The sequence below is a fragment of the Enterobacter cloacae complex sp. 277I4 genome, assembly GCF_050031465.1.
GTDB classification, from domain to species: domain Bacteria; phylum Pseudomonadota; class Gammaproteobacteria; order Enterobacterales; family Enterobacteriaceae; genus Enterobacter; species Enterobacter cloacae.
This window is the reverse complement of sequence record NZ_JBLGWC010000001.1, coordinates 3,684,865-3,704,746: the sequence shown is the minus strand read 5'-3', so window position 1 is coordinate 3,704,746 and position 19,882 is coordinate 3,684,865. Positions and strand designations below refer to the sequence as shown.

Annotated in this window: 17 protein-coding genes; 10 read left to right on the top strand and 7 right to left on the bottom strand. The window is 57.0% G+C overall.

Going from position 1 to position 19,882, the window contains the following annotated elements; all coding sequences use genetic code 11:
* The first annotated feature begins 10 nt into the window (after positions 1 to 10).
* From ACQG19_RS18045 to iolB, 3 genes are read left to right on the top strand one after another with little or no spacing between them, the layout of a single operon-like run.
* Entirely contained in the window at positions 11 to 1,915 is a 1,905-nt protein-coding gene (locus ACQG19_RS18045; RefSeq protein ID WP_038420357.1) for a bifunctional 5-dehydro-2-deoxygluconokinase/5-dehydro-2-deoxyphosphogluconate aldolase, read from the top strand.
* Between the two features lie 11 nt (positions 1,916 to 1,926).
* Positions 1,927 to 2,817 carry a myo-inosose-2 dehydratase gene (gene iolE, locus ACQG19_RS18040; protein WP_246931987.1) on the top strand — a complete coding sequence of 297 codons (891 nt, stop codon included), beginning with the start codon at positions 1,927 to 1,929 and terminating at the stop codon, positions 2,815 to 2,817.
* Positions 2,818 to 2,826: 9 nt separating this feature from the next.
* A complete protein-coding gene (gene iolB, locus ACQG19_RS18035) occupies positions 2,827 to 3,651 on the top strand; it encodes a 5-deoxy-glucuronate isomerase (protein WP_139936592.1) in 825 nt (274 codons plus the stop codon).
* An 89-nt stretch (positions 3,652 to 3,740) separates the two neighbouring features.
* On the opposite strand, the gene ACQG19_RS18030 is transcribed toward iolB, so the two are convergent.
* Together ACQG19_RS18030 and ACQG19_RS18025 are read right to left on the bottom strand one after the other, a co-directional pair.
* Entirely contained in the window at positions 3,741 to 4,484 is a 744-nt protein-coding gene (locus ACQG19_RS18030) for an alpha/beta fold hydrolase (RefSeq protein WP_013098249.1), read from the bottom strand.
* Between the two features lie 11 nt (positions 4,485 to 4,495).
* Complete coding sequence (locus ACQG19_RS18025) at positions 4,496 to 4,957, bottom strand: DUF6130 family protein (protein ID WP_013098248.1); 462 nt, start codon at positions 4,955 to 4,957, stop codon at positions 4,496 to 4,498.
* Positions 4,958 to 5,169: 212 nt separating this feature from the next.
* Here ACQG19_RS18025 and ACQG19_RS18020 point away from each other — a divergent pair, with 212 nt between their 5' ends.
* Positions 5,170 to 5,895 (top strand): SDR family oxidoreductase, encoded by a 726-nt coding sequence (locus tag ACQG19_RS18020; RefSeq protein ID WP_080314660.1) that lies wholly within the window; start codon positions 5,170 to 5,172, stop codon positions 5,893 to 5,895.
* Positions 5,896 to 5,927: 32 nt separating this feature from the next.
* Here the strand turns inward: ACQG19_RS18020 and ACQG19_RS18015 are convergent, their stop codons facing one another.
* Complete coding sequence (locus tag ACQG19_RS18015) at positions 5,928 to 6,116, bottom strand: YfgG family protein (RefSeq protein ID WP_086528036.1); 189 nt, start codon at positions 6,114 to 6,116, stop codon at positions 5,928 to 5,930.
* Between the two features lie 351 nt (positions 6,117 to 6,467).
* Between ACQG19_RS18015 and ACQG19_RS18010 the strand changes: the two genes are divergently transcribed.
* Positions 6,468 to 8,708 (top strand): bifunctional diguanylate cyclase/phosphodiesterase, encoded by a 2,241-nt coding sequence (locus ACQG19_RS18010; RefSeq protein WP_350389293.1) that lies wholly within the window; start codon positions 6,468 to 6,470, stop codon positions 8,706 to 8,708.
* Positions 8,709 to 8,712: 4 nt separating this feature from the next.
* Here ACQG19_RS18010 and ppx read toward each other — a convergent pair whose 3' ends face one another.
* The 4 genes from ppx to purM all read right to left on the bottom strand — a co-directional run bounded on the left by ppx (position 8,713) and on the right by purM (position 14,197).
* The gene (gene ppx / locus ACQG19_RS18005; RefSeq protein WP_014832869.1) at positions 8,713 to 10,251 is read right to left on the bottom strand and encodes an exopolyphosphatase; all 1,539 of its coding nucleotides are present in this window, start codon (positions 10,249 to 10,251) and stop codon (positions 8,713 to 8,715) included.
* Between the two features lie 3 nt (positions 10,252 to 10,254).
* A complete protein-coding gene (gene ppk1 / locus ACQG19_RS18000; RefSeq protein WP_013098243.1) occupies positions 10,255 to 12,315 on the bottom strand; it encodes a polyphosphate kinase 1 in 2,061 nt (686 codons plus the stop codon).
* A gap of 206 nt (positions 12,316 to 12,521) precedes the next feature.
* Entirely contained in the window at positions 12,522 to 13,163 is a 642-nt protein-coding gene (gene purN / locus ACQG19_RS17995) for a phosphoribosylglycinamide formyltransferase (protein ID WP_246931983.1), read from the bottom strand.
* Entirely contained in the window at positions 13,160 to 14,197 is a 1,038-nt protein-coding gene (purM, locus tag ACQG19_RS17990; RefSeq protein ID WP_013098241.1) for a phosphoribosylformylglycinamidine cyclo-ligase, read from the bottom strand. Before purM ends, purN begins: the two co-directional genes overlap by 4 nt.
* 247 nt (positions 14,198 to 14,444) lie before the next feature.
* Here purM and bglK point away from each other — a divergent pair, with 247 nt between their 5' ends.
* The 5 genes from bglK to ACQG19_RS17965 all read left to right on the top strand — a co-directional run bounded on the left by bglK (position 14,445) and on the right by ACQG19_RS17965 (position 19,806).
* Positions 14,445 to 15,338 (top strand): beta-glucoside kinase BglK, encoded by an 894-nt coding sequence (gene bglK, locus ACQG19_RS17985; RefSeq protein ID WP_246931981.1) that lies wholly within the window; start codon positions 14,445 to 14,447, stop codon positions 15,336 to 15,338.
* Positions 15,339 to 15,348: 10 nt separating this feature from the next.
* Positions 15,349 to 16,779 carry a 6-phospho-beta-glucosidase gene (locus ACQG19_RS17980; protein ID WP_161657329.1) on the top strand — a complete coding sequence of 477 codons (1,431 nt, stop codon included), beginning with the start codon at positions 15,349 to 15,351 and terminating at the stop codon, positions 16,777 to 16,779.
* Between the two features lie 227 nt (positions 16,780 to 17,006).
* Positions 17,007 to 17,633 (top strand): uracil phosphoribosyltransferase, encoded by a 627-nt coding sequence (gene upp / locus ACQG19_RS17975; RefSeq protein ID WP_003860560.1) that lies wholly within the window; start codon positions 17,007 to 17,009, stop codon positions 17,631 to 17,633.
* An 86-nt stretch (positions 17,634 to 17,719) separates the two neighbouring features.
* Complete coding sequence (gene uraA, locus ACQG19_RS17970) at positions 17,720 to 19,009, top strand: uracil permease (RefSeq protein ID WP_013098238.1); 1,290 nt, start codon at positions 17,720 to 17,722, stop codon at positions 19,007 to 19,009.
* A 95-nt stretch (positions 19,010 to 19,104) separates the two neighbouring features.
* Positions 19,105 to 19,806, top strand: a complete 702-nt coding sequence (locus ACQG19_RS17965; protein ID WP_211944493.1) for a DnaA inactivator Hda — start codon at positions 19,105 to 19,107, stop codon at positions 19,804 to 19,806.
* Positions 19,807 to 19,882 lie beyond the last annotated feature (76 nt).

The following is a 19,882-nucleotide window of genomic DNA, read 5'->3' as shown; positions in this document are numbered from 1 at the left end:
AGGTATCAACGTGGAAAAGCAGTTTGATGTGATATGCATGGGCCGCGTGGCGGTAGACCTCTACAGTCAGCAGATTGGTGCGCGGCTGGAGGATGTGTCGAGCTTTGCCAAATATCTCGGTGGCTCGTCCGGCAACGTGGCGTACGGCACGGCGCGGCAGGGGTTGCGTTCGTCGATGCTGGCGCGCGTGGGCGACGAGCATATGGGCCGATTCCTGCGCGAAGAGCTAAATCAGGTGGGCTGTGATACCAGCCATCTGATCACCGATAAAACACGCCTCACGGCGCTGGTGCTACTCGGCATTAAAGACCGGGACACCTTTCCTCTGATTTTTTATCGCGATAACTGCGCGGATATGGCCATTACGGCCAGCGATGTGGACGAAAACTACATCGCCTCCGCACGGTGTCTTGCCATCACCGGGACTCACCTTTCTCATCCGCAGACCCGCGAGGCGGTGCTGACGGCGCTGGGCTACGCCCGTCGTCACGGCGTGCGCACGGTGCTGGACATTGATTACCGCCCGGTGCTGTGGGGGCTGACCTCCTTAGGCGACGGCGAAACGCGCTTTATCGCGGCCGATCAGGTCACCCGTGAACTTCAGGAGGTGCTGCACCTCTTCGACGTCATTGTCGGCACCGAGGAGGAGTTTCACATTGCGGGCGGCAGCACGGACACCCTGCAGGCGCTGGCGCAGGTGCGTGCCGTGAGTCAGGCCACGCTGGTCTGCAAACGCGGCGCGCTTGGCTGTTCGGTCTATACCGGTGCCATTCCGGCCCGTCTGGATGACGGCCTGACGGTGACCGGCGTGCGCGTGGAGGTGCTGAACGTCCTCGGCGCGGGCGATGCCTTTATGTCCGGCCTGCTGCGCGGCTACCTGAACGACGAGGGCTGGGAGCAGGCGTGCCGCTATGCCAACGCCTGCGGCGCGCTGGTGGTCTCGCGCCACGGCTGCGCCCCGGCGATGCCGAGCAAAATTGAGCTGGATGATTATCTCTCGCGCGCCGCGCTCGTTCCACGCCCGGATCTCGACCCGCGTCTGAACCATCTGCACCGGGTCACCACCCGCCGCCGCGAATGGCCGGAATTGTGCGTAATGGCGTTCGATCACCGCAGCCAGCTTGAAGATATGGCGCTGCAGTGCGGGGCGTCGCTCAAACGTATTCCGGCGCTCAAGCAGCTGATCCTGCAGGCCAGCCGCGAGGCGGCGAGCCGTGCCGGGCTGGCAGGCAAAGCGGGCCTGCTGTGTGACGGTACGTTTGGTCAGGACGCGCTCAACGCCATTACCGGTGAAGGGTGGTGGATCGGGCGACCCATTGAGCTGCCGGGCTCCCGTCCGCTGGAGATGGAGCACGGCAACATCGGCACCCAGCTTATCAGCTGGCCGCAGGAGCATGTGGTGAAGTGCCTGGTCTTTTTCCACCCGGAAGATGCTCACGGCCTGCGCCTGGAGCAGGAGCAGAAAATTGCCGAGGTCTACCACGCCTGCTGCCAGTCCGGGCATGAGCTGCTGCTGGAGGTGATATTGCCCGCCAGCATGCCGCGCAGCGATGAACTTTATCTGCGTGCCATCTCCCGCTTCTACAACCTGGGTATTTACCCGGACTGGTGGAAATTGCCGCCGCTGACGTCCGATGGCTGGACGGCACTGAGCGAGATTATCCAGCGCCGGGATCCGCACTGTCGTGGGGTGGTGATCCTCGGGCTGGATGCGCCTGCCGAGCAACTGCGTGCCGGGTTTAACGCCGCGGCAGGGCACGAACTGGTGAAAGGATTTGCCGTGGGGCGCACGCTGTTTGGCGAAGCTTCCCGCGCATGGCTGAAACACGATATCGACGATGCGCAGCTGGTGGCGCGCATCCGGGACAATTACCTGCAGCTTATCGCCTGGTGGCGCGAGCGCGGACACGCATAATGGAGACGACAATGAGTGTGCAATTAGGCATTAACCCCCTGACGTGGACTAACGACGATCTGCCTTCCCTTGGTGCCGAAACGCCGCTGGAGACCTGTCTGAGCGAGGGGAAAGAGGCCGGTTTTGCCGGTTTCGAACTGGGCAATAAATTCCCGCGTGAAGCGCGCCTGCTTGGCCCCATTTTGCAGCACCACGATCTGCAACTGGTCTCTGGCTGGTACTCCGGCCGACTGCTGGAGTGCAGCGTGGAAGAGGAGATTGCCGCCGTGCAGTCCCACCTGACGCTGCTGCGTGAGCTGGGGGCAAAGGTGCTGGTATTTGCGGAGGTGAGCGGCTGCATTCACGGCGAGCAGCAGACGCCGGTGCATCTGCGCCCGCGCTTCCCGCAGGCACGCTGGAAAGAGTATGGCGAGAAGCTCACGGAATTTGCCCGCTACACTCAGCAGCAGGGGGTGCAGATTGCCTATCACCACCATATGGGGACGGTGATTGAGTCCGCCGACGACGTGGACAACCTGATGACCCATACCGGCGAAGAGGTCGGGTTGCTGCTGGACACCGGTCACCTGACCTTTGCCGGGGCCGATCCGCTGGCGGTGGCGCAGCGCTGGGCGTCGCGCATCAACCACGTTCACTGCAAAGACGTGCGTGCCGACGTGCTGGCAGATGTTAAAAACCGCAAAACCAGCTTCCTCGATGCGGTGCTGAGCGGCGTGTTTACCGTGCCGGGCGACGGTTGCGTGGATTATCCGCCGATCATGCAACTGCTGAAAGCGCAGAATTATCACGGCTGGCTGGTGGTGGAGGCGGAGCAGGATCCTGCGATTGCCCATCCGCTGACCTATGCCCGTCTGGGGTATAACAACCTGAGCCGTCTGGCGCGCGACGCCGGGCTTATCTGAGGAGGTGACATGTCACGTCTGCTATCACGCTGGCAACAGCCGAACGCTGAAGGGCGGACCCAGTCCGTCACGCCGGAACGCGCCGGGTGGGGATATGTTGGCTTTGAGGCCTATGAGTTGCAGGAGGGGCAGCAGTTGACGCTGCCCGCCGTCAGCGAAGAGCGCTGTCTGGTGCTGGTGGCCGGGCGCGCCTCCATCAGCACGCCTTCCGCGCAGTTTAACGATATTGGCGAGCGGATGAGCCCGTTCGAGCGCATCAAGCCGTGGGCGGTGTACGTTACCCCGCAGGAGACGGTGCAAGTGAAGGCGCTCACGAAGCTGGAACTGGCGGTTTGTGCCGCTCCGGGTAAAGGTAGTTGGCCGACGCGGCTGATTGCACCGCAGGATATCGACGCTGAAGCGCGCGGCAAAGGCCATAACCAGCGCTATGTGCACAACATTCTGCCGGAAGACAAACCGGCTGACAGCCTGCTGGTGGTGGAGGTCTGGACCAACGAAGGCTGCACCAGCTCGTACCCGAGCCATAAGCACGACACGGATAATCCGCCCCAGGAGACGTATCTGGAGGAGACCTATTACCATCGCCTCAACCCGGATCAGGGGTTCTGCATGCAGCGGGTCTACACTGACGACAGAACGCTGGATGAATGCATGGCGGTCTACAACCGTGACGTGGTGATGGTGCCGAAGGGCTACCACCCGGTGGCAACCTTGGCGGGGTATGACAGCTACTACCTCAACGTGATGGCCGGGCCGGTGCGCAAATGGATGTTCACGTGGGAAGAGGACCACGCGTGGATTAACCGGGATTATCCCGCAGAGAGTGGGGGCTGAAGCGGCCTTTCTTGTCGGGTGGCGCTGCGCTGACCCGACCTACGAAACCGTAGGCTCGCACAAGCACAGCGCCGCTGGTCGAATTGTCTTCAGTGCATCTGCCTCGCCTGCTCAATCGTGCGGGCAATGGCTTCCGGCTGGCTCACCATCGACACGTGGCTTGCCGCGACCTCGGTGGTGTTCGCGTGGATGGCCTTCGCCATCGCGCGTTCAAGCTCAGGATTGATCATCCGGTCGTTCTTGCTTACCACATACCAGCTCGGCTTCGCGTGCCACGCCGCGCGAGTGACTTTTTCGCCAAACGCATCGCCCTTTATTGGCCCCTGTGTGGCGGCGATGATCTGTTGTTCACCCGGTTTCACATCCGGTGCGAAGTCCTTACTGACCGACGCAGGCGGCAGGTATAAAAAGCCGTCCGCGGTTTTTGCGATACCGGCGCTCCCCGGTGGCGCCGGGTAGCTATTCGCCAGCTCTGCCGTTGACTGACCGGCGTCCGGCGCGAACGCCGCCACATACACCAGTGATTTCACCCGCGCATCGTTGCCGGCTTCGCTAATCACGGTGCCACCCCAGGAGTGACCTACCAGTACCACGTCCCCGTGTGCGCGAGCGATGGCGCGCCGGGTGGCTGCTACATCATCTTTTAGTGAGGTCAGCGGCAACTGGACGGCTATGACTTCGGTGTGGCGTTTCTGCAAAAGGGAAATCACCTTGTTCCAGCTGCTACCGTCGGCAAAGGCGCCATGCACCAGCACCACGCTGGTTTCACTCTGCGCAAAGGCGCTGGCCGACATCGCCAGCAGACCCGCCGTCAGTATCGATAATGTTTTCATCTTCAGGCTCCTCAGAAATGGTGGACCGGCGCATGCGGCGGCACGGTGAATTCAAGGGTTTTATGGTCGAGAGGCTTATGTGTCGGGTCGGCCAGGATAATGGTCACCTTGTGTTTTCCGGCGGGCAGTCCCACCAGAATCACCGGCTCACCGCTGGTGTCCGCCCAGTGCCAGGGTGCGTCATCCACCACAACGTGAATATGGCCGATGCGCGGAGTGACTTTCAGTGCGTCGGGTCCAAAGACAGGTTCAATGCGCAGGTTTTCAACACGGTACTGAATAAAGACAGCCCCCTTACTCAGCGGGCCTGCCAGCGGCGGATCGACAATCAGCCTGGCGGGTGGCTGGGGCTGCTCAAGCGGGGCAACGGCAGCCGGACCGTTGACGTCGGCGGCGCTGAGGCCGCTCAGGGGCGCGGCGCAGACGGAAGACGTCAGCGCGAGTAAAGGTAGCAACAGATGCTGGCGAATCATTTTGGTCTCTCCTCGTGGGGTCATGTCACGAGAGACAGCAGACCATTTTTATGTATCGCGTCTGTTTGCTGATGCGGGATTTTTGTATCGATGCGTAAGCCAGATGAGGGAGATACAGTGCGATACATTTCCCCCGGGCATGACGAGAAGTTTGCTGGCATGGTGTCTTCAGGCGCATCCATCGGATGCGGAGATTTCCCGGAGAAAACATCATGAATAGTGAAAAAGTTGCGTTGATTTTCGGCGGCGCACGTGGAATTGGTGCGGCTATAGCGGCACGGCTGGCGAAGGAGGGATATCGCGTTGCCGTGACATGGGTATCACGTCCGGACCGGGCTAATGCACTGGTCTCATCCATTACTGATGCGGGCGGGGTGGCGCTGGCGATTAACGCTGATAGCGCAGATGCAACTGCAATTCAGGCTGCGGTTGATGCCACGATCAACCATTACGGCAGGCTGGATGTTGCCGTAGTGAACGCAGGCGTACTGCGGCTGGGCATGCTTGAGGATTATTCAGTGGACGATCTGGATGCCACGCTGTCGGTGAACGTGCGCGGCGTTTTCCTCTCTGTGCAGGCGGCAGTTAAACGAATGAGGGAAGGGGGAAGGGTGATCACCATTGGCAGCAATACCGCTGTGCGAACCGGGCATGCGGGTAGTAGCGTTTATGCGATGAGTAAAGCTGCGGTGGCAGCCATGGTGCAAAACCTGGCGCTGGATCTGGCTCCGAAGCGGATCACAATTAACAATATCCAGCCCGGCCCCATCGCCACGGATATGACGGCCGGAATGGCGGAGCAGATCACTGCACATATCCCTTTAAAACGCATTGGGCAGCCTGAGGAGATCGCATCACTTGCCGCATGGCTTGCTGGAGAAGAGTCTGGATATATGACAGGCGCGAGCCTGACGATTGACGGTGGATTCGTGCTTTAACTGCCAGGGGGCAGGGAAGCCCGACATTCTGACTAGCGCACGGGTGCGTCGACCACCAGACCCGTTTGCTGCGACTGAAGTTTGTCCTGATGGTGATACCAGGCACCAATGGAGGAATAAACGAAGCGGCCAAAGAAAAACAGGAAGCTGATAAGCAATATGATGCGGGTCATTCGAGTGTTAAATCGATGTCGTTTTCGCATACGTGTGGCCTGACTCACTGTGTTTTTCCTGGACATACCCTTTTGGGCGACGCGGATATTAAGGCACAGCGGGAAGGGTGGGTCAATTCTGCGATGTGTAAATAACCGTCAACATATACATTAACCGATGTTATTAAAAATAATAATTGCATTTACGATATTGATAACACGAAGAAAATTAACCGGAAAAAAACAGAAGAAAGGAAATTTTGAATTAAATAGTTTGATTTAAGTCAACGGATTCCCCGCAGTGGTATTTAAAATCCCTCCTCCATACTGCTTGCCCCGGGTGTTTGCGGGCAGCACGTACGTCAGGTCGGATGCCTGTCTTCATTTTCCCTCAGGAGAAAGGGGTTTAACCGGGCATCTATGAACACTATTGCTTTCCTGAAACAGAATAAAGACCGCTGGTGGGCGCTGCCGCTTATTTTACCGGTGGTGTTGCTGCCCGTGCTGAGCGCGGCCAATACCCTGACGCAACTGGGCGACGGCATTGTGGCACTCTATTATCTGCCGCTCTTTTTCCTGCTCACCTTAATGCTGTTTTTCGGCGTTGGGGCTATTCCCGGAATAGTGCTGTCGCTGTTTATTCGCTATTACCCGCAAGTTGGGCTGTTTGAAACCGTTGCCGGGATCTTCCATTTTATTATTCCCTTAGTGCTGAGTTGGGGCGGTTATCGCGTCTTTGCCCCCAGACGCAATATGACGGCTTACGGCGATATACGGCTGATGGCGCAGCGCATTTTCTGGCAGGTGTTATGTCCGGCAACGCTGTTTCTGGTGCTGTTTCAGTTTGCGGTTTATCTGGGCGTGTATGAGAGTCGCCAGAGCCTGGCGGGGCTGAACCCGCTTAATATTCACACGCTGATCAACTATCAGGCGCTGCTGGTCAGCGGCTTAACGGGCGTACCGCTGAGTTACCTGATAATCCGGCTGATTCGCCATCCGCGTTACTTCAGGGCATTGATTTCACAGAGCCGCGCGCAGATAGATAAAAAGGTGACGCTCATCGAGTTTCTGGTCTGGTTGATCATACTGGGCGGGCTGCTGCTGTTGCTGCTGATACCAATGAATGAGAACAGCTCTATCTTCACCACTAACTACACGCTGTCGCTCCTGATGCCGGTGATGCTCTGGGGCGCGATGCGCTTTGGTTACAGGCTGACATCCCTCATCTGGACGCCGGTCCTGCTGGTCTCTATTCACTATTTTTACCGTTATATCCCTGTGAATCAGGGCTACGACATTCAACTGGCGATCACCTCTTCCAGCTACCTGGTCTTCTCGTTTGTGGTGGTCTATATGTCGATGCTGTCGACCCGCCAGCGTACCGTGAATAAGCGCTCCCGCAGGCTGGCGCTCCTCGACCCGGTTGTCCATATGCCTAACCTGCGGGCGTTGTTACGCGATCTGGCCCGGAACCCGTGGTCGGCGCTCTGTTTACTGCGTATTCCTGAACTGGAAGTGCTGGGCCGAAATTATGGCGTATTGCTGCGAATTTTATACAAACAGCAGCTGGCACAGTGGGTTAATGGCACACTCCAGCCCAATGAGCGGGTGTATCACCTTACCGGGTATGATCTGGCGGTGCGACTCAACGCGGAATCGCACCAGCAGCGAATCGAGACGCTGGATGAGCATATCAAACAGTTCCGTTTTATCTGGGATGGCATGCCGCTTCAGCCGCAGGTGGGCATGAGTTACTGCTATGTACGCTCACCCGTGAACCATCTCTATCTGGTGCTGGGGGAGCTCGGAGTCATTGCCGATCTGTCGCTCTCAACCAACCACCCGGAAAACCTTCAGCAGCGTGGTGCTGTCCATCTGCAGCGCAGCCTGAAGGATAAAATCGCGATGATGAGCCGCCTGCAAAAGGCACTCGACAACAACGAATTCACCCTGCTGGCGCAGCCCGTTCGCGGCCTGCGTGGCGATCGCTATCATGAAGTGCTGCTGCGGATGCCGGATGCGGATGGCGCGTTACTTACTCCCGATCGGTTCCTGCCCATCGCTCAGGAGTTTGGCCTGTCGTCGCGGGTCGATTTGTGGGTGCTGGAGCGCACGCTGCGTTTCCTGGCCGAACACCGTGACAGGCTGCCCGGCCAGCGCTTTGCCATTAATCTTGCGCCCTCAACCGTTTGTCGGGTTCAGTTCCCGCTGGAGGTGAGCCGTCTTCTGAATAAATACGCCGTGGAGGCGTGGCAGTTGATCTTCGAGGTGACCGAGTGCAGTACCTTCGGCAGCGCGGAGCAGGCGATGCATACCCTCCGGCAGCTACAAAAAATGGGCGTACGCATTGCGATAGATGATTTTGGTACCGGCTATGCAAGCTATGCGCGGCTGAAAAGCGTGGACGCAGACATCCTCAAGATTGACGGCAGCTTTATTCGCAATATCGTCAGCAACAGCCTGGATTACCAGATTGTGGCCTCTATTTGCCATTTAGCGCGAATGAAAAAGATGCTGGTGGTTGCGGAATATGTGGAGACCGAAGAGATACGTAGCGCGGTTCACGCGCTCGGTATCGACTATGTGCAGGGCTATCTGATAGGTCGGCCGGTGGCACTTGATTCACTGCTGGAGGCAGAGGCGTCCTTGACGGACGCCTGAGCCGTTACGCCGCGACGTCGGCGCTCTCTTCTTCGATTTTGAGCAGCCAGCCGGTGACCGCTTCCCAGTACTGCTGCTCTTTTTCCAGATCCAGCAGAACCAGAGCATTCTGGCTAAACCAGTCGTGCGGGAAGCTCAGCGTCCAGTGATGGTCATCCGTTTTGAGTTTCAGCGTAGGCGGCGTGGTGGTGGCCTGACGCTGGTTATTCAGCAGCACGCCCAGACGCAGCAGCTGAATAAGCGGCAGGAACTGCTTTTTCTTGAACAGCGTGAAGCGCGGCAGATCGTCGAGCTTAATGGCTTTGCGATGATAGCGCACCAGCGTCGCCATCATGGTTTGCTGCTCCTGGTTGAAGCCCGGCAAATCGCTGTTTTGCAGAATGTAGGCGGAATGACGGTGCATGCCGCTGTGGTTAATGTTCAGCCCCACTTCGTGCAGCATCGCGGCCCATTTCAGCAGGGCGGCAAGCTGCGGATGGGCAAGCTTCGGATTCTGCTCCTGCCACTGATCGTACATCTGTACGGTCGTTTCCAGCACCCGCTTCGCCTGTTCGCGGTCGATGTTGTACTGGTTTGCCAGGCTTTGCGCGGTGCGGCTGCGAATATCCTGATGGCGGAAGCGGCCTTCCATCTCATACAGCACGCCTTCACGCAGCGCGCCGTCAGAGAGACGCAGCTCCTTAATGGCCAGCGCATCGAATACGCCGCACAGGATAGCCAGCCCCGGTACAAACACCGCTTTACGCTCGTCGGAAAGACCCGGCAGGCTTAACGCGTCGAAACTTTTATGTTTCAGCACCTCTTCGGTCAGCAACGTCAGGCGTTCGGGGGTGATAAAACCGTCTTTTTCACCCATCGCCAGCAGCACTTCATGGGCCGCTTTGATGGTGCCCGAGGCCCCCAGCGCGACGTTCCAGCCCTGGATACGGTACTGCCAGGCCAGATTTTCCAGCTTCTGAACGGCGGCCATGCGCGCCCGCTGGAAGTTTTCCCGCGAGATCGCACCGCCCGGGAAATACATCTGCGCAAAGCTGACGCAGCCCATACGGCGGCTTTCCACCAGACGCGGTTCAAAGTCTTCGCCAATGACCAGCTCTGTGGAGCCGCCGCCGATATCAATCACCAGCTTGCGGCCTTTTTCCGGCTGCGTGTGCTCAACGCCCATAAAAATCAGACGCGCCTCTTCGTTACCGGAGATGATCTCAATGGGGTAGGGGATCACTTTTTCCGCACGCTTGAGGAATTCAGGGGCATTCAGCGCCTGGCGTAGGGTATGCGTTCCCACAATGCAGACACTGGAGGGTGAGAAGCCCTGCAGGCGTTCGGCAAACAGCGACAGGCAGTTCAGGCCGCGCTCCATCGCCTCTTCGCTGAGCATGCTGCGTTCATCAAGACCATCTGCCAGGTGTACGCGCTGCTTCAGACGACCGATGATCTGCAGCGCGCCATCCACCTCACGGGCGATGACCATGTGGAAACTGTTAGAACCAAGGTCGACCGCGGCGAATTCCTGTGGTCGTGGGGTCTTATCATTTATCGGCATAGGTTAATCGGGTTGCTCGAGTGATTTGATATAGTCGTAAATCGCCAGTTGCGACCGCACTTTGCGGCGGTTGCCGCGCGGTACATAGCGGTTACTGAGTTCTTTGTCGATATAGCGCGCTTTCACCGTGTCGCTAAACAGAATCTCGATAATGTCGAGAATACGCTGTTTCAGGCGCGGATCCAGCAGTGGCGCTGCGACTTCAATTCGATAATCAATATTGCGCGTCATCCAGTCTGCCGAAGAGAGATAGACCTGTTTATCTCCCGCATTATCGAAAATATAGACCCGATCGTGCTCCAGGTAGCGGTCGACAATGCTGATGACGCGAATATTATCGCTGATACCTTCCAGTTCCGGGATGAGGGAGCACATGCCGCGGATCAGCAGGTTAACCGGAACGCCGGAGCTGGACGCCGCATAGAGTCTGTCCACGAGACCTTTGTCGACCAGATTGTTGAGCTTCAGCGTGATGCCGGACGACAAGCCTTTCTGGGCGTTGGCAATTTCTTTGTCGATCATATCGTACAGCAGGCGGCGCGAGTTCTGCGGTGACACCAGCAGATAATCAAAGCTCACCGGGCGGTACGGGTTCTCAATAAAGTTGAACACCCGGCGCACCTCGTTGGTGATGCGCGCGTCGGCGGTCAGCAGCGAGTAGTCGGTATAAATTCGTGCGGTTTTCTCGTTAAAGTTCCCGGTACCGATGTGGGCATAGCGCACCACGTCGTCACCCTCTTTACGGGAAATAAGGAACAGCTTGGCGTGAATTTTCAGCCCCGGGGCGGAGAAGATAACGTGTACACCCGCTTCCGTCAGACGGCGCGCCCAGTGGATATTGGCCTCTTCGTCGAAACGTGCCTGCAACTCAACCACCACGGTCACTTTTTTGCCGTTGTGCGCGGCGTGGATCATCGCGTCGATGATGCGGGAGTCTTTCGCCACGCGGTAAATATTGATTTTGATTGCCAGCACGCTCGGGTCAAAGGAGGCCTGACGCAGCAGCTCCAGCACGTGTTCAAACGTGTGATACGGATAGTAGAGCAGGACGTCGCGTTCACGGATGGCATCGAAACCGTTACGGAACTTATCGAACCAGAGATGACGCAGGCGCGGCAGCGGTTTATTCACCAGATTGGCTTTGCCGACGTTCGGGAAGCCAATAAAGTCTTTAAAGTTATGGTAACGACCGCCCGGCACGATGGAGTCATAGCGCGAGATAGTCAGCTTGTCGCGCAGCATTTCCACCATCGCGTCTGGCATATCACGCTGATAGACAAAGCGCACCGGTTCGGCCGTCAGACGCTGCTTGAGGCTGGAGGACATCAGTTCCATCAGGCTGGCTTCCATCTCGTGCACCAGGTCATATTCGGCGTCACGGGTCATCTTCATCGAGTAGGCGTTTAACGCGTCGTAATCGAAGAAGCCTTTGAAGATATCGTCCAGACAGTAGCGCAGGATGTTATCCAGCAGGATCATCGGTTTGCGTCTGCGCGGGGTTTCCGGCGGCAGGTTCACAAAGCGTGGCACCTTGTCGGACGGGATCTCCAGCAGCGCGTAACGGATGGATTCACCGCGAATAATTTCCACCGCCAGGTAGGTGTAGTCATCTTTCAGGAACTGCACCAGATCGGTTTCGCGGTTGATCAGAATAGGGGTGATGTGCTGGCGCAGATACTGTTTAAAGTAGTGGCGCAGCCAGTTTTGTTGGTTAACGGAGAGCTGACGTTCGTTAATCAGGAAGATTTGATTGCGTGCCATCTCCAGCAGCAACTCGTTATAGAGGCCGTCAAATTCCTGATCGGCTTTCAACACGCGGGACTGAATTTTGCCTAACAGATGGCGAGAGTGAGAGTTTAAGCCCTGCTCTTCGCTGATGATGATCCGCCGTTTCAGCTCGGCAAAGCGAACCTTGTAGAACTCATCAAGGTTGTTGGAATAAATGCCCAAAAAACGCATGCGCTCAATAAGCGGGTTGCTTTTGTCCGCCGCTTCCTGGAGTACGCGTTCGTTGAATGCTAACCAGCTTAGCTCTTTCTCGATATATAACTTTTCCTGACCCATTACAGCTCACACTCCAGTTCAATCACAGGACGTGGTAAATCCGTCTCGTCCTTATTATGGCGAGCATTTCCACGATATGTCCAACAGTGCCAGAAAAGTATGACAGTTATTTTTTTGTTGGAGATTTTAGAAGGTTGGAGAAGGGAATATCGGGTAATGCGCTTTGTTGGTCGGGTAAGCGCTGCTGCGCCACCCGACAGAACAGACTACTCTTCGGCCGCGTAACCCTGCGGGGGCAGTTTCACGCCATCCAGCCAGGCAGCACCGTCGCGCATCGCCAGACGCCCGTCGACAAACCAGCTGACCACCAGTGGATAAATGGCATGTTCCTGGCTCTGCACCCGTTCGGTGATGTCGTCTTCGGTGTCGCCGTCAAAGACCGGGACTTTCGCCTGCAGGATCACCGGTCCGCCGTCCAGCTCATCGGTCACGAAATGCACCGAGGCCCCGTGCTCTTCATCGCCGTTTTCCAGCACCTGACGATGGGTGTGCAGGCCGGGATATTTCGGCAGAAGCGAAGGGTGGATATTCAGCAGACGCCCGGCGTAGTGCCCGACAAATGCCGGGCTCAGGATACGCATATACCCCGCCAGCACCACAACGTCCGGCGCGTAGGCATCAATCTCCTGAACCAGTTCGCGGTCAAACGCTTCACGGCCAGCGAACTGACTGGCCTCCAGCGCGTGCGCGGGAATGTTTGCTTCCCGGGCGCGCTCAAGGCCGAACGCGTCGGCCTTGTTGCTGAATACTGCCCGAATGGTGCCATTGATTTTCTTCTGTTTGCAGGCGTCAATGATGGCCTGCAAATTGCTTCCGTTGCCGGAAATGAGCACCACGATGTTTTTCATTCAATGACCACACGCTGTTCGGAATCGGAAGCTTTGATAATACCGATTTTCCACGCGTTTTCACCTTTGTCCGTCAGCAGCTTAACGGCTTTATCCGCTTCGCTCGCTGGCAGGGCGATCACCATACCTACGCCACAGTTAAAGGTGCGGTACATTTCGTGAGAACTCACGTTGCCCGCGGTTTGCAGCCAGTTAAAGACCGCTGGCCACTGCCAGGACGATTCGTCGATTACCGCCTGGGTGTTGTCCGGCAGTACGCGCGGAATGTTTTCCCAGAAGCCGCCACCGGTCAGGTGGGCAATGGCGTGAACGTCAACGTTCTCAATCAGCTCCAGCACGTTTTTCACGTAGATGCGGGTCGGTGCCAGCAGATGGTCAGCCAGAGGTTTACCTTCAAGTTCGGTGGTTTGTGGGTCGCAACCGCTTACTTCGAGGATTTTACGCACCAGCGAGTAGCCGTTAGAGTGCGGGCCGCTGGAGGCCAGCGCAATCAGCACATCACCATCAGCCACTTTACTGCCGTCGATAATTTCTGATTTTTCTACCACACCCACGCAGAAGCCTGCGACGTCATAATCTTCGCCGTGATACATGCCTGGCATTTCTGCGGTTTCACCGCCAACCAGCGCGCAGCCAGACTGCAGACAGCCTTCGGCAATACCGTTGATCACGCTGGCTGCGGTATCCACATCCAGTTTGCCTGTCGCGTAGTAGTCGAGGAAGAACAGCGGCTCAGCGCCCTGTACCACCAGGTCGTTTACACACATCGCGACCAGATCGATACCGATCGTGTCGTGACGTTTTAAATCCATCGCCAGGCGCAGTTTTGTGCCTACACCGTCAGTACCCGAGACCAGAACAGGTTCACGATATTTTTGCGGCAGCGCGCACAGTGCGCCGAAGCCACCCAGACCACCCATCACTTCCGGGCGGCGGGTTTTTTTCACCACACCTTTGATTCGGTCAACCAGCGCATTACCTGCGTCAATATCAACACCGGCATCTTTGTAGCTGAGAGAAGTTTTGTTGGTCACGGCTCAAGTCCCCACGCGATTGCATAGCTAGTAAGAAAAATCGGCGCAATTCTAACAGTCCAGGCAAACGTTTGCGAGCCTATTCTCGGCGCGAGGATCTTTTTTTCTGCTCCGCCCCCGGCGGCGCGCAAACTTGACTCCGTTCACGAAAATGAAACCGGTTTCGGCGATCTGCTTGCATGCGGTTTAGGGAATGAACATCATGAAATGAAACCGGTTTCAGTTTCATTTAGGAGGAATGAAGGCCATGAACATCGCCGCATTTGATATCGGTGGCACCGCGTTAAAAATGGGCATTGCGACAGCGCAGGGAGAGCTACTGCAAACGGATAAGGCCGCCATCAGGAACAGCGACGGTGACGCCATTCTTGCGCAGATGCTGAACTGGGTAACGGCCCATCCCGGGCTTAAGGGGATCGCCATCAGCGCGCCGGGGTATGTTAATCCGCATACCGGCTTTATTGAGATGGGCGGGGCCATTCGCCGCTTCGACCAGTTCGCAATGAAAGGCTGGCTTGAGGCGAAAACGGGTTTACCGGTCACCGTCGAGAATGACGCTAACTGCGTGCTGCTGGCGGAGCGCTGGCAGGGCAAGGCGAAAGATATCGATAACTTTCTGGTACTGACCATCGGCACCGGGATCGGCGGGGCGATTTTCTGCAACGGCAGGCTGGTTCACGGGGCGCGTTTTCGCGCCGGAGAGTTCGGCTACATGCTCACGGAAAGGGCAGACTCAAGACGTGTTGCCCGCCACTCCATGAATGAAAACTGCACGTTACGCACGCTTCGCAAGCGCTATGCCGATTTTCATGGTCTGACGCTTGAGAGCGTCACCGGCGAGGCCATTTTTGATGGCTATGACGCAGGCGACACCGTATGCCGCCGCCTGGTGGATGATTTTCTTAACGGCATTGCGACAGGGCTCTACAACCTGGCGAATGTGTTCGACCCGCAGACCATCTTCATTGGCGGCGGTATCGCGGAGCGGCCCGGGTTTAGGGATCTGCTTCGCACCCATCTTGCGTGGTTTGGCATCGCGGATATCGCCGATGTCGTCAGCCACGGCAACCGGGCCGGTCTTGTCGGCGCGGTTTACCACTTCAGACAGCAGTATCCGTCAGCAATCAGCAACATCGAATGAGGGAAAGAGTATGTCAGGATTTAAAGAAGGTTTTCTGTGGGGCGGCGCGGTGGCCGCGCACCAGCTGGAAGGTGGCTGGAAAGAGGGCGGTAAAGGCGTAAGCGTCGCCGATGTTATGACCGCTGGCGCCCACGGCGTGCCGCGTGAAATCACCGACGGCGTGCTGCCAGGAAAAAATTACCCGAACCACGAAGCCATCGATTTTTACCATCGCTATAAAGAAGACATCAAACTCTTTGCGGATATGGGGTTCAAATGCTTCCGTACCTCCATTGCCTGGACGCGTATTTTCCCGAAAGGGGATGAGCTGGAGCCGAACGAAGCGGGCCTTCAATTCTACGATGACCTGTTCGATGAGTGCCTCAAATACGGCATCGAACCGGTTATCACCCTATCGCATTTTGAGATGCCGTATCATCTGGTCACCGAGTACGGCGGCTGGCGCAACCGTAAGCTGATCGACTTCTTTGTCCGCTTCGCAAAAGCGGTCTTCCAGCGCTATCAGCATAAGGTGAAGTACTGGATGACCTTTAACGAGATTAACAACCAGGCTAACTTCCACGAAGATTTTGCGCCGTTTACCAACTCCGGGCTGAAGTATGCGCCGGGTGAAGACCGTGAGCCAGTGATGTTCCAGGCCGCGCACTATGAGCTGGTGGCCAGCGCGCTGGCGGTAAAAGCCGGGCGCGAGATTAATCCTTCCCTGCAGATCGGCTGCATGATTGCCATGTGCCCCATTTATCCGCTGACCTGCGCGCCTGACGACATCATGATGGCGATGAACGCGATGCATCGTCGCTACTGGTTCACCGACGTTCACGTGCGCGGCAAGTATCCGCAGCATCTGCTTAACTACTTTGCGCGTCGTGGTTTCACGCTGGACATTACCGAAGAAGACAAAGCGGCACTCACGCAGGGCTGCGTGGATTACATCGGCTTTAGCTATTACATGTCCTTCGCCACCAAAGCGACGGCGGATAACCCGGAACTGGATTACGATGAAAGCAAGAGCCTGGTCTCCAACCCGTACGTGCAGAAATCTGACTGGGGTTGGCAGATTGACCCGGTTGGCCTGCGCTACTCCCTGAACTGGTTCTGGGATCACTACCAGCTGCCGCTGTTCATCGTTGAGAACGGCTTCGGCGCGATTGACGTGCAGGAGAGCGACGGCACGGTGAACGACCAGTACCGCATTGATTATCTCTCGGCGCACATCCGCGAGATGAAAAAAGCGGTGGTGGAAGATGGCGTGGATCTGATGGGCTACACCCCGTGGGGCTGTATCGATCTCGTTTCTGCCGGCACCGGCGAGATGAAGAAACGCTACGGGTTTATCTTTGTTGATAAAGACAACGAAGGGAACGGCACGCTGAACCGCAGCAAGAAAAAGTCGTTTGACTGGTATAAGCAGGTGATTGCGAGCAACGGCGATAACCTGTAATTGTCGGGTGGCGCTTACGCTTACCCGACCTACACTTCACGTAGGCCCGCGTAAGCGCAGCGCCACCGGGCAGAACCCCGCACCCAAGCCGGAGTCTCGCCTCCGGTTTTTTTGTCTCTAAATCACTTTGCTTGATATACGTCAAGCAAGATGGGTATGGCCTAATCCGAAAAAAGCGGTATAATCCCGCGATTTTTTTGCGGATGCCACCTCAGAGGAGAAAGAGAATGAAGATTGTGGAAGTGAAACACCCACTCGTTAAACACAAGTTGGGCCTGATGCGTGAGCATGACATCAGCACGAAGCGTTTTCGCGAACTGGCATCTGAAGTCGGCAGCCTGCTGACCTACGAAGCGACCTCTGACCTCGAAACGGAAAAAGTGACCATCGAAGGCTGGAACGGCCCGGTGCAGGTTGAGCAGATCAAAGGTAAGAAAATTACCGTGGTGCCAATCCTGCGTGCTGGTCTTGGCATGATGGAAGGCGTGCTGGAGCACGTACCGAGCGCGCGTATCAGCGTGGTGGGGATCTACCGTAATGAAGAAACCCTGGAGCCGGTTCCGTACTTCCAGAAGCTGGTGTCTAACATCGACGAGCGTATGGCGCTGGTGGTTGACCCGATGCTGGCGACCGGCGGCTCAATGATTGCCACCATCGACCTGCTGAAAAAAGCAGGCTGCAGCAGCATCAAAGTGCTGGTGCTGGTTGCGGCACCGGAAGGGATCGCGGCGCTGGAAAAAGCACACCCGGATGTGGAGCTGTACACCGCGTCTGTCGACCAGGGGCTCAACGAGCACGGGTACATCATCCCGGGGCTGGGCGATGCCGGCGATAAGATCTTTGGTACGAAATAATCGAATAACGATAAATAAGCCGACTTTGAAAGTCGGCTTTTTTTTGAATAAAACACACATAACTAACCATCTCAGAGGAAAACACTATGACGCGCCGTGCTATCGGGGTGAGTGAAAGACCGCCGCTTTTACAGACTATCCCGCTTAGTTTGCAGCACCTGTTCGCTATGTTTGGCGCAACCGTGCTGGTGCCAATCCTGTTTCACATTAACCCGGCTACCGTGCTGTTGTTCAATGGTATCGGGACGCTGCTGTACCTCTTTATCTGTAAAGGCAAAATCCCGGCGTATCTGGGGTCGAGCTTTGCCTTTATCTCGCCGGTGTTGCTGCTGCTGCCCCTGGGGTATGAAGTGGCGCTGGGCGGCTTTATCATGTGCGGTGTGTTGTTCTGCCTGGTCTCTTTCATTGTGAAGAAGGCCGGTACCGGCTGGCTGGATGTGATGTTCCCACCGGCGGCGATGGGGGCCATCGTTGCCGTCATCGGTCTGGAGCTGGCAGGCGTGGCGGCGAATATGGCTGGCCTGCTGCCTGCTGATGGGCAGTCGCCGGACTCCAAAACCATCATCATCTCACTGGTGACGCTGGGCGTGACGGTATTTGGCTCCGTGCTGTTCCGCGGTTTTATGGCGATTATCCCGATCCTGATCGGCGTGCTGGCGGGTTATGCACTCTCCTTCGTGATGGGTGTTGTCGATACCACGCCAATTGCTCAGGCGCACTGGTTTGCCCTGCCAACCTTCTATACGCCACGCTTTGAATGGTTTGCTATCTTCACTATTCTGCCTGCCGCGCTGGTGGTTATTGCTGAACACGTTGGCCACCTTGTGGTGACGGCGAACATCGTCAAACGTGACCTGATCCGCGACCCGGGTCTGCACCGTTCGATGTTTGCAAACGGCTTCTCGACGATCATCTCCGGTTTCTTTGGCTCCACGCCAAACACCACCTACGGTGAGAATATTGGCGTCATGGCGATCACCCGCGTTTACAGTACCTGGGTTATCGGCGGTGCGGCAATCATCGCAATCCTGCTCTCCTGCGTGGGTAAACTGGCGGCAGCGATCCAGATCATCCCGGTTCCGGTGATGGGCGGCGTGTCTCTGCTGCTGTACGGCGTAATTGGCGCATCCGGTATTCGCGTGCTGATTGAGTCCAAAGTGGACTACAGCAAAGCGCAGAACCTGATCCTGACTTCCGTTATCCTGATCATCGGCGTGAGCGGCGCGAAGGTACACATCGGCGCGGCCGAGCTGAAAGGCATGGCGCTGGCGACCATCGTTGGTGTGGGCCTGAGCCTGATTTTCAAGCTGATTTCCGTGATCCGCCCTGAAGAGGTGGTGCTGGACGCCGACGAAAGCGAAAAAGCGTCACACTGATCGTAAAACCGGGTGGACGATCCGCCCGGTTCTCTCCTGGCAGGTTCCGTGCTAAACTCCGTTCCGATTTTATGTAAGATCTGGTTGAGGTACTTCTGAACGGACCGGCACAGCTCTCTCTGCCACTCTATCTCCCTGACGACGAAACTTTCGCGAGTTTCTGGCCGGGTGATAACCCCTCTTTACTGGCTGCACTGCAGAACGTGCTGCGCCAGGATCACAGCGGATACATCTATATCTGGTCACGCGAAGGCGCGGGACGCAGTCATCTGTTGCATGCCGCCTGTGCTGAGCTTTCAGCGCGGGGGGATGCGGTAGGCTATGTACCGCTGGATAAACGTACCTGGTTTGTGCCTGACGTGCTGGAGGGAATGGAACATCTCTCCCTGGTCTGCATCGATAACATCGAATGCGTGGCGGGGGATGAGCCGTGGGAAATGGCGATCTTTAACCTCTATAACCGTATCCTGGAGTCGGGTAAAACCCGGCTGCTGATCACCGGCGATCGTCCGCCGCGCCAGCTGAATCTGGGGCTGCCGGATCTGGCTTCCCGACTCGACTGGGGGCAAATCTACAAACTGCAACCGCTGTCAGATGAAGACAAACTCCAGGCGCTTCAGCTGCGCGCCAGACTGCGCGGATTTGAACTGCCGGAAGACGTAGGGCGCTTCCTGCTCAAGCGTCTGGACAGGGAAATGCGCACGCTGTTTGATACGCTCGATCAGCTCGATCGTGCCTCCATTACCGCCCAGCGCAAGCTCACCATTCCGTTTGTGAAAGATATTCTGAAGCTTTGAGTTTTTTTGCCCGGTGGCGCTGCGCTTACCGGACCTACGGGATCGAGTAGGCCGGGTAAGGCGTAGCCGCCACCCG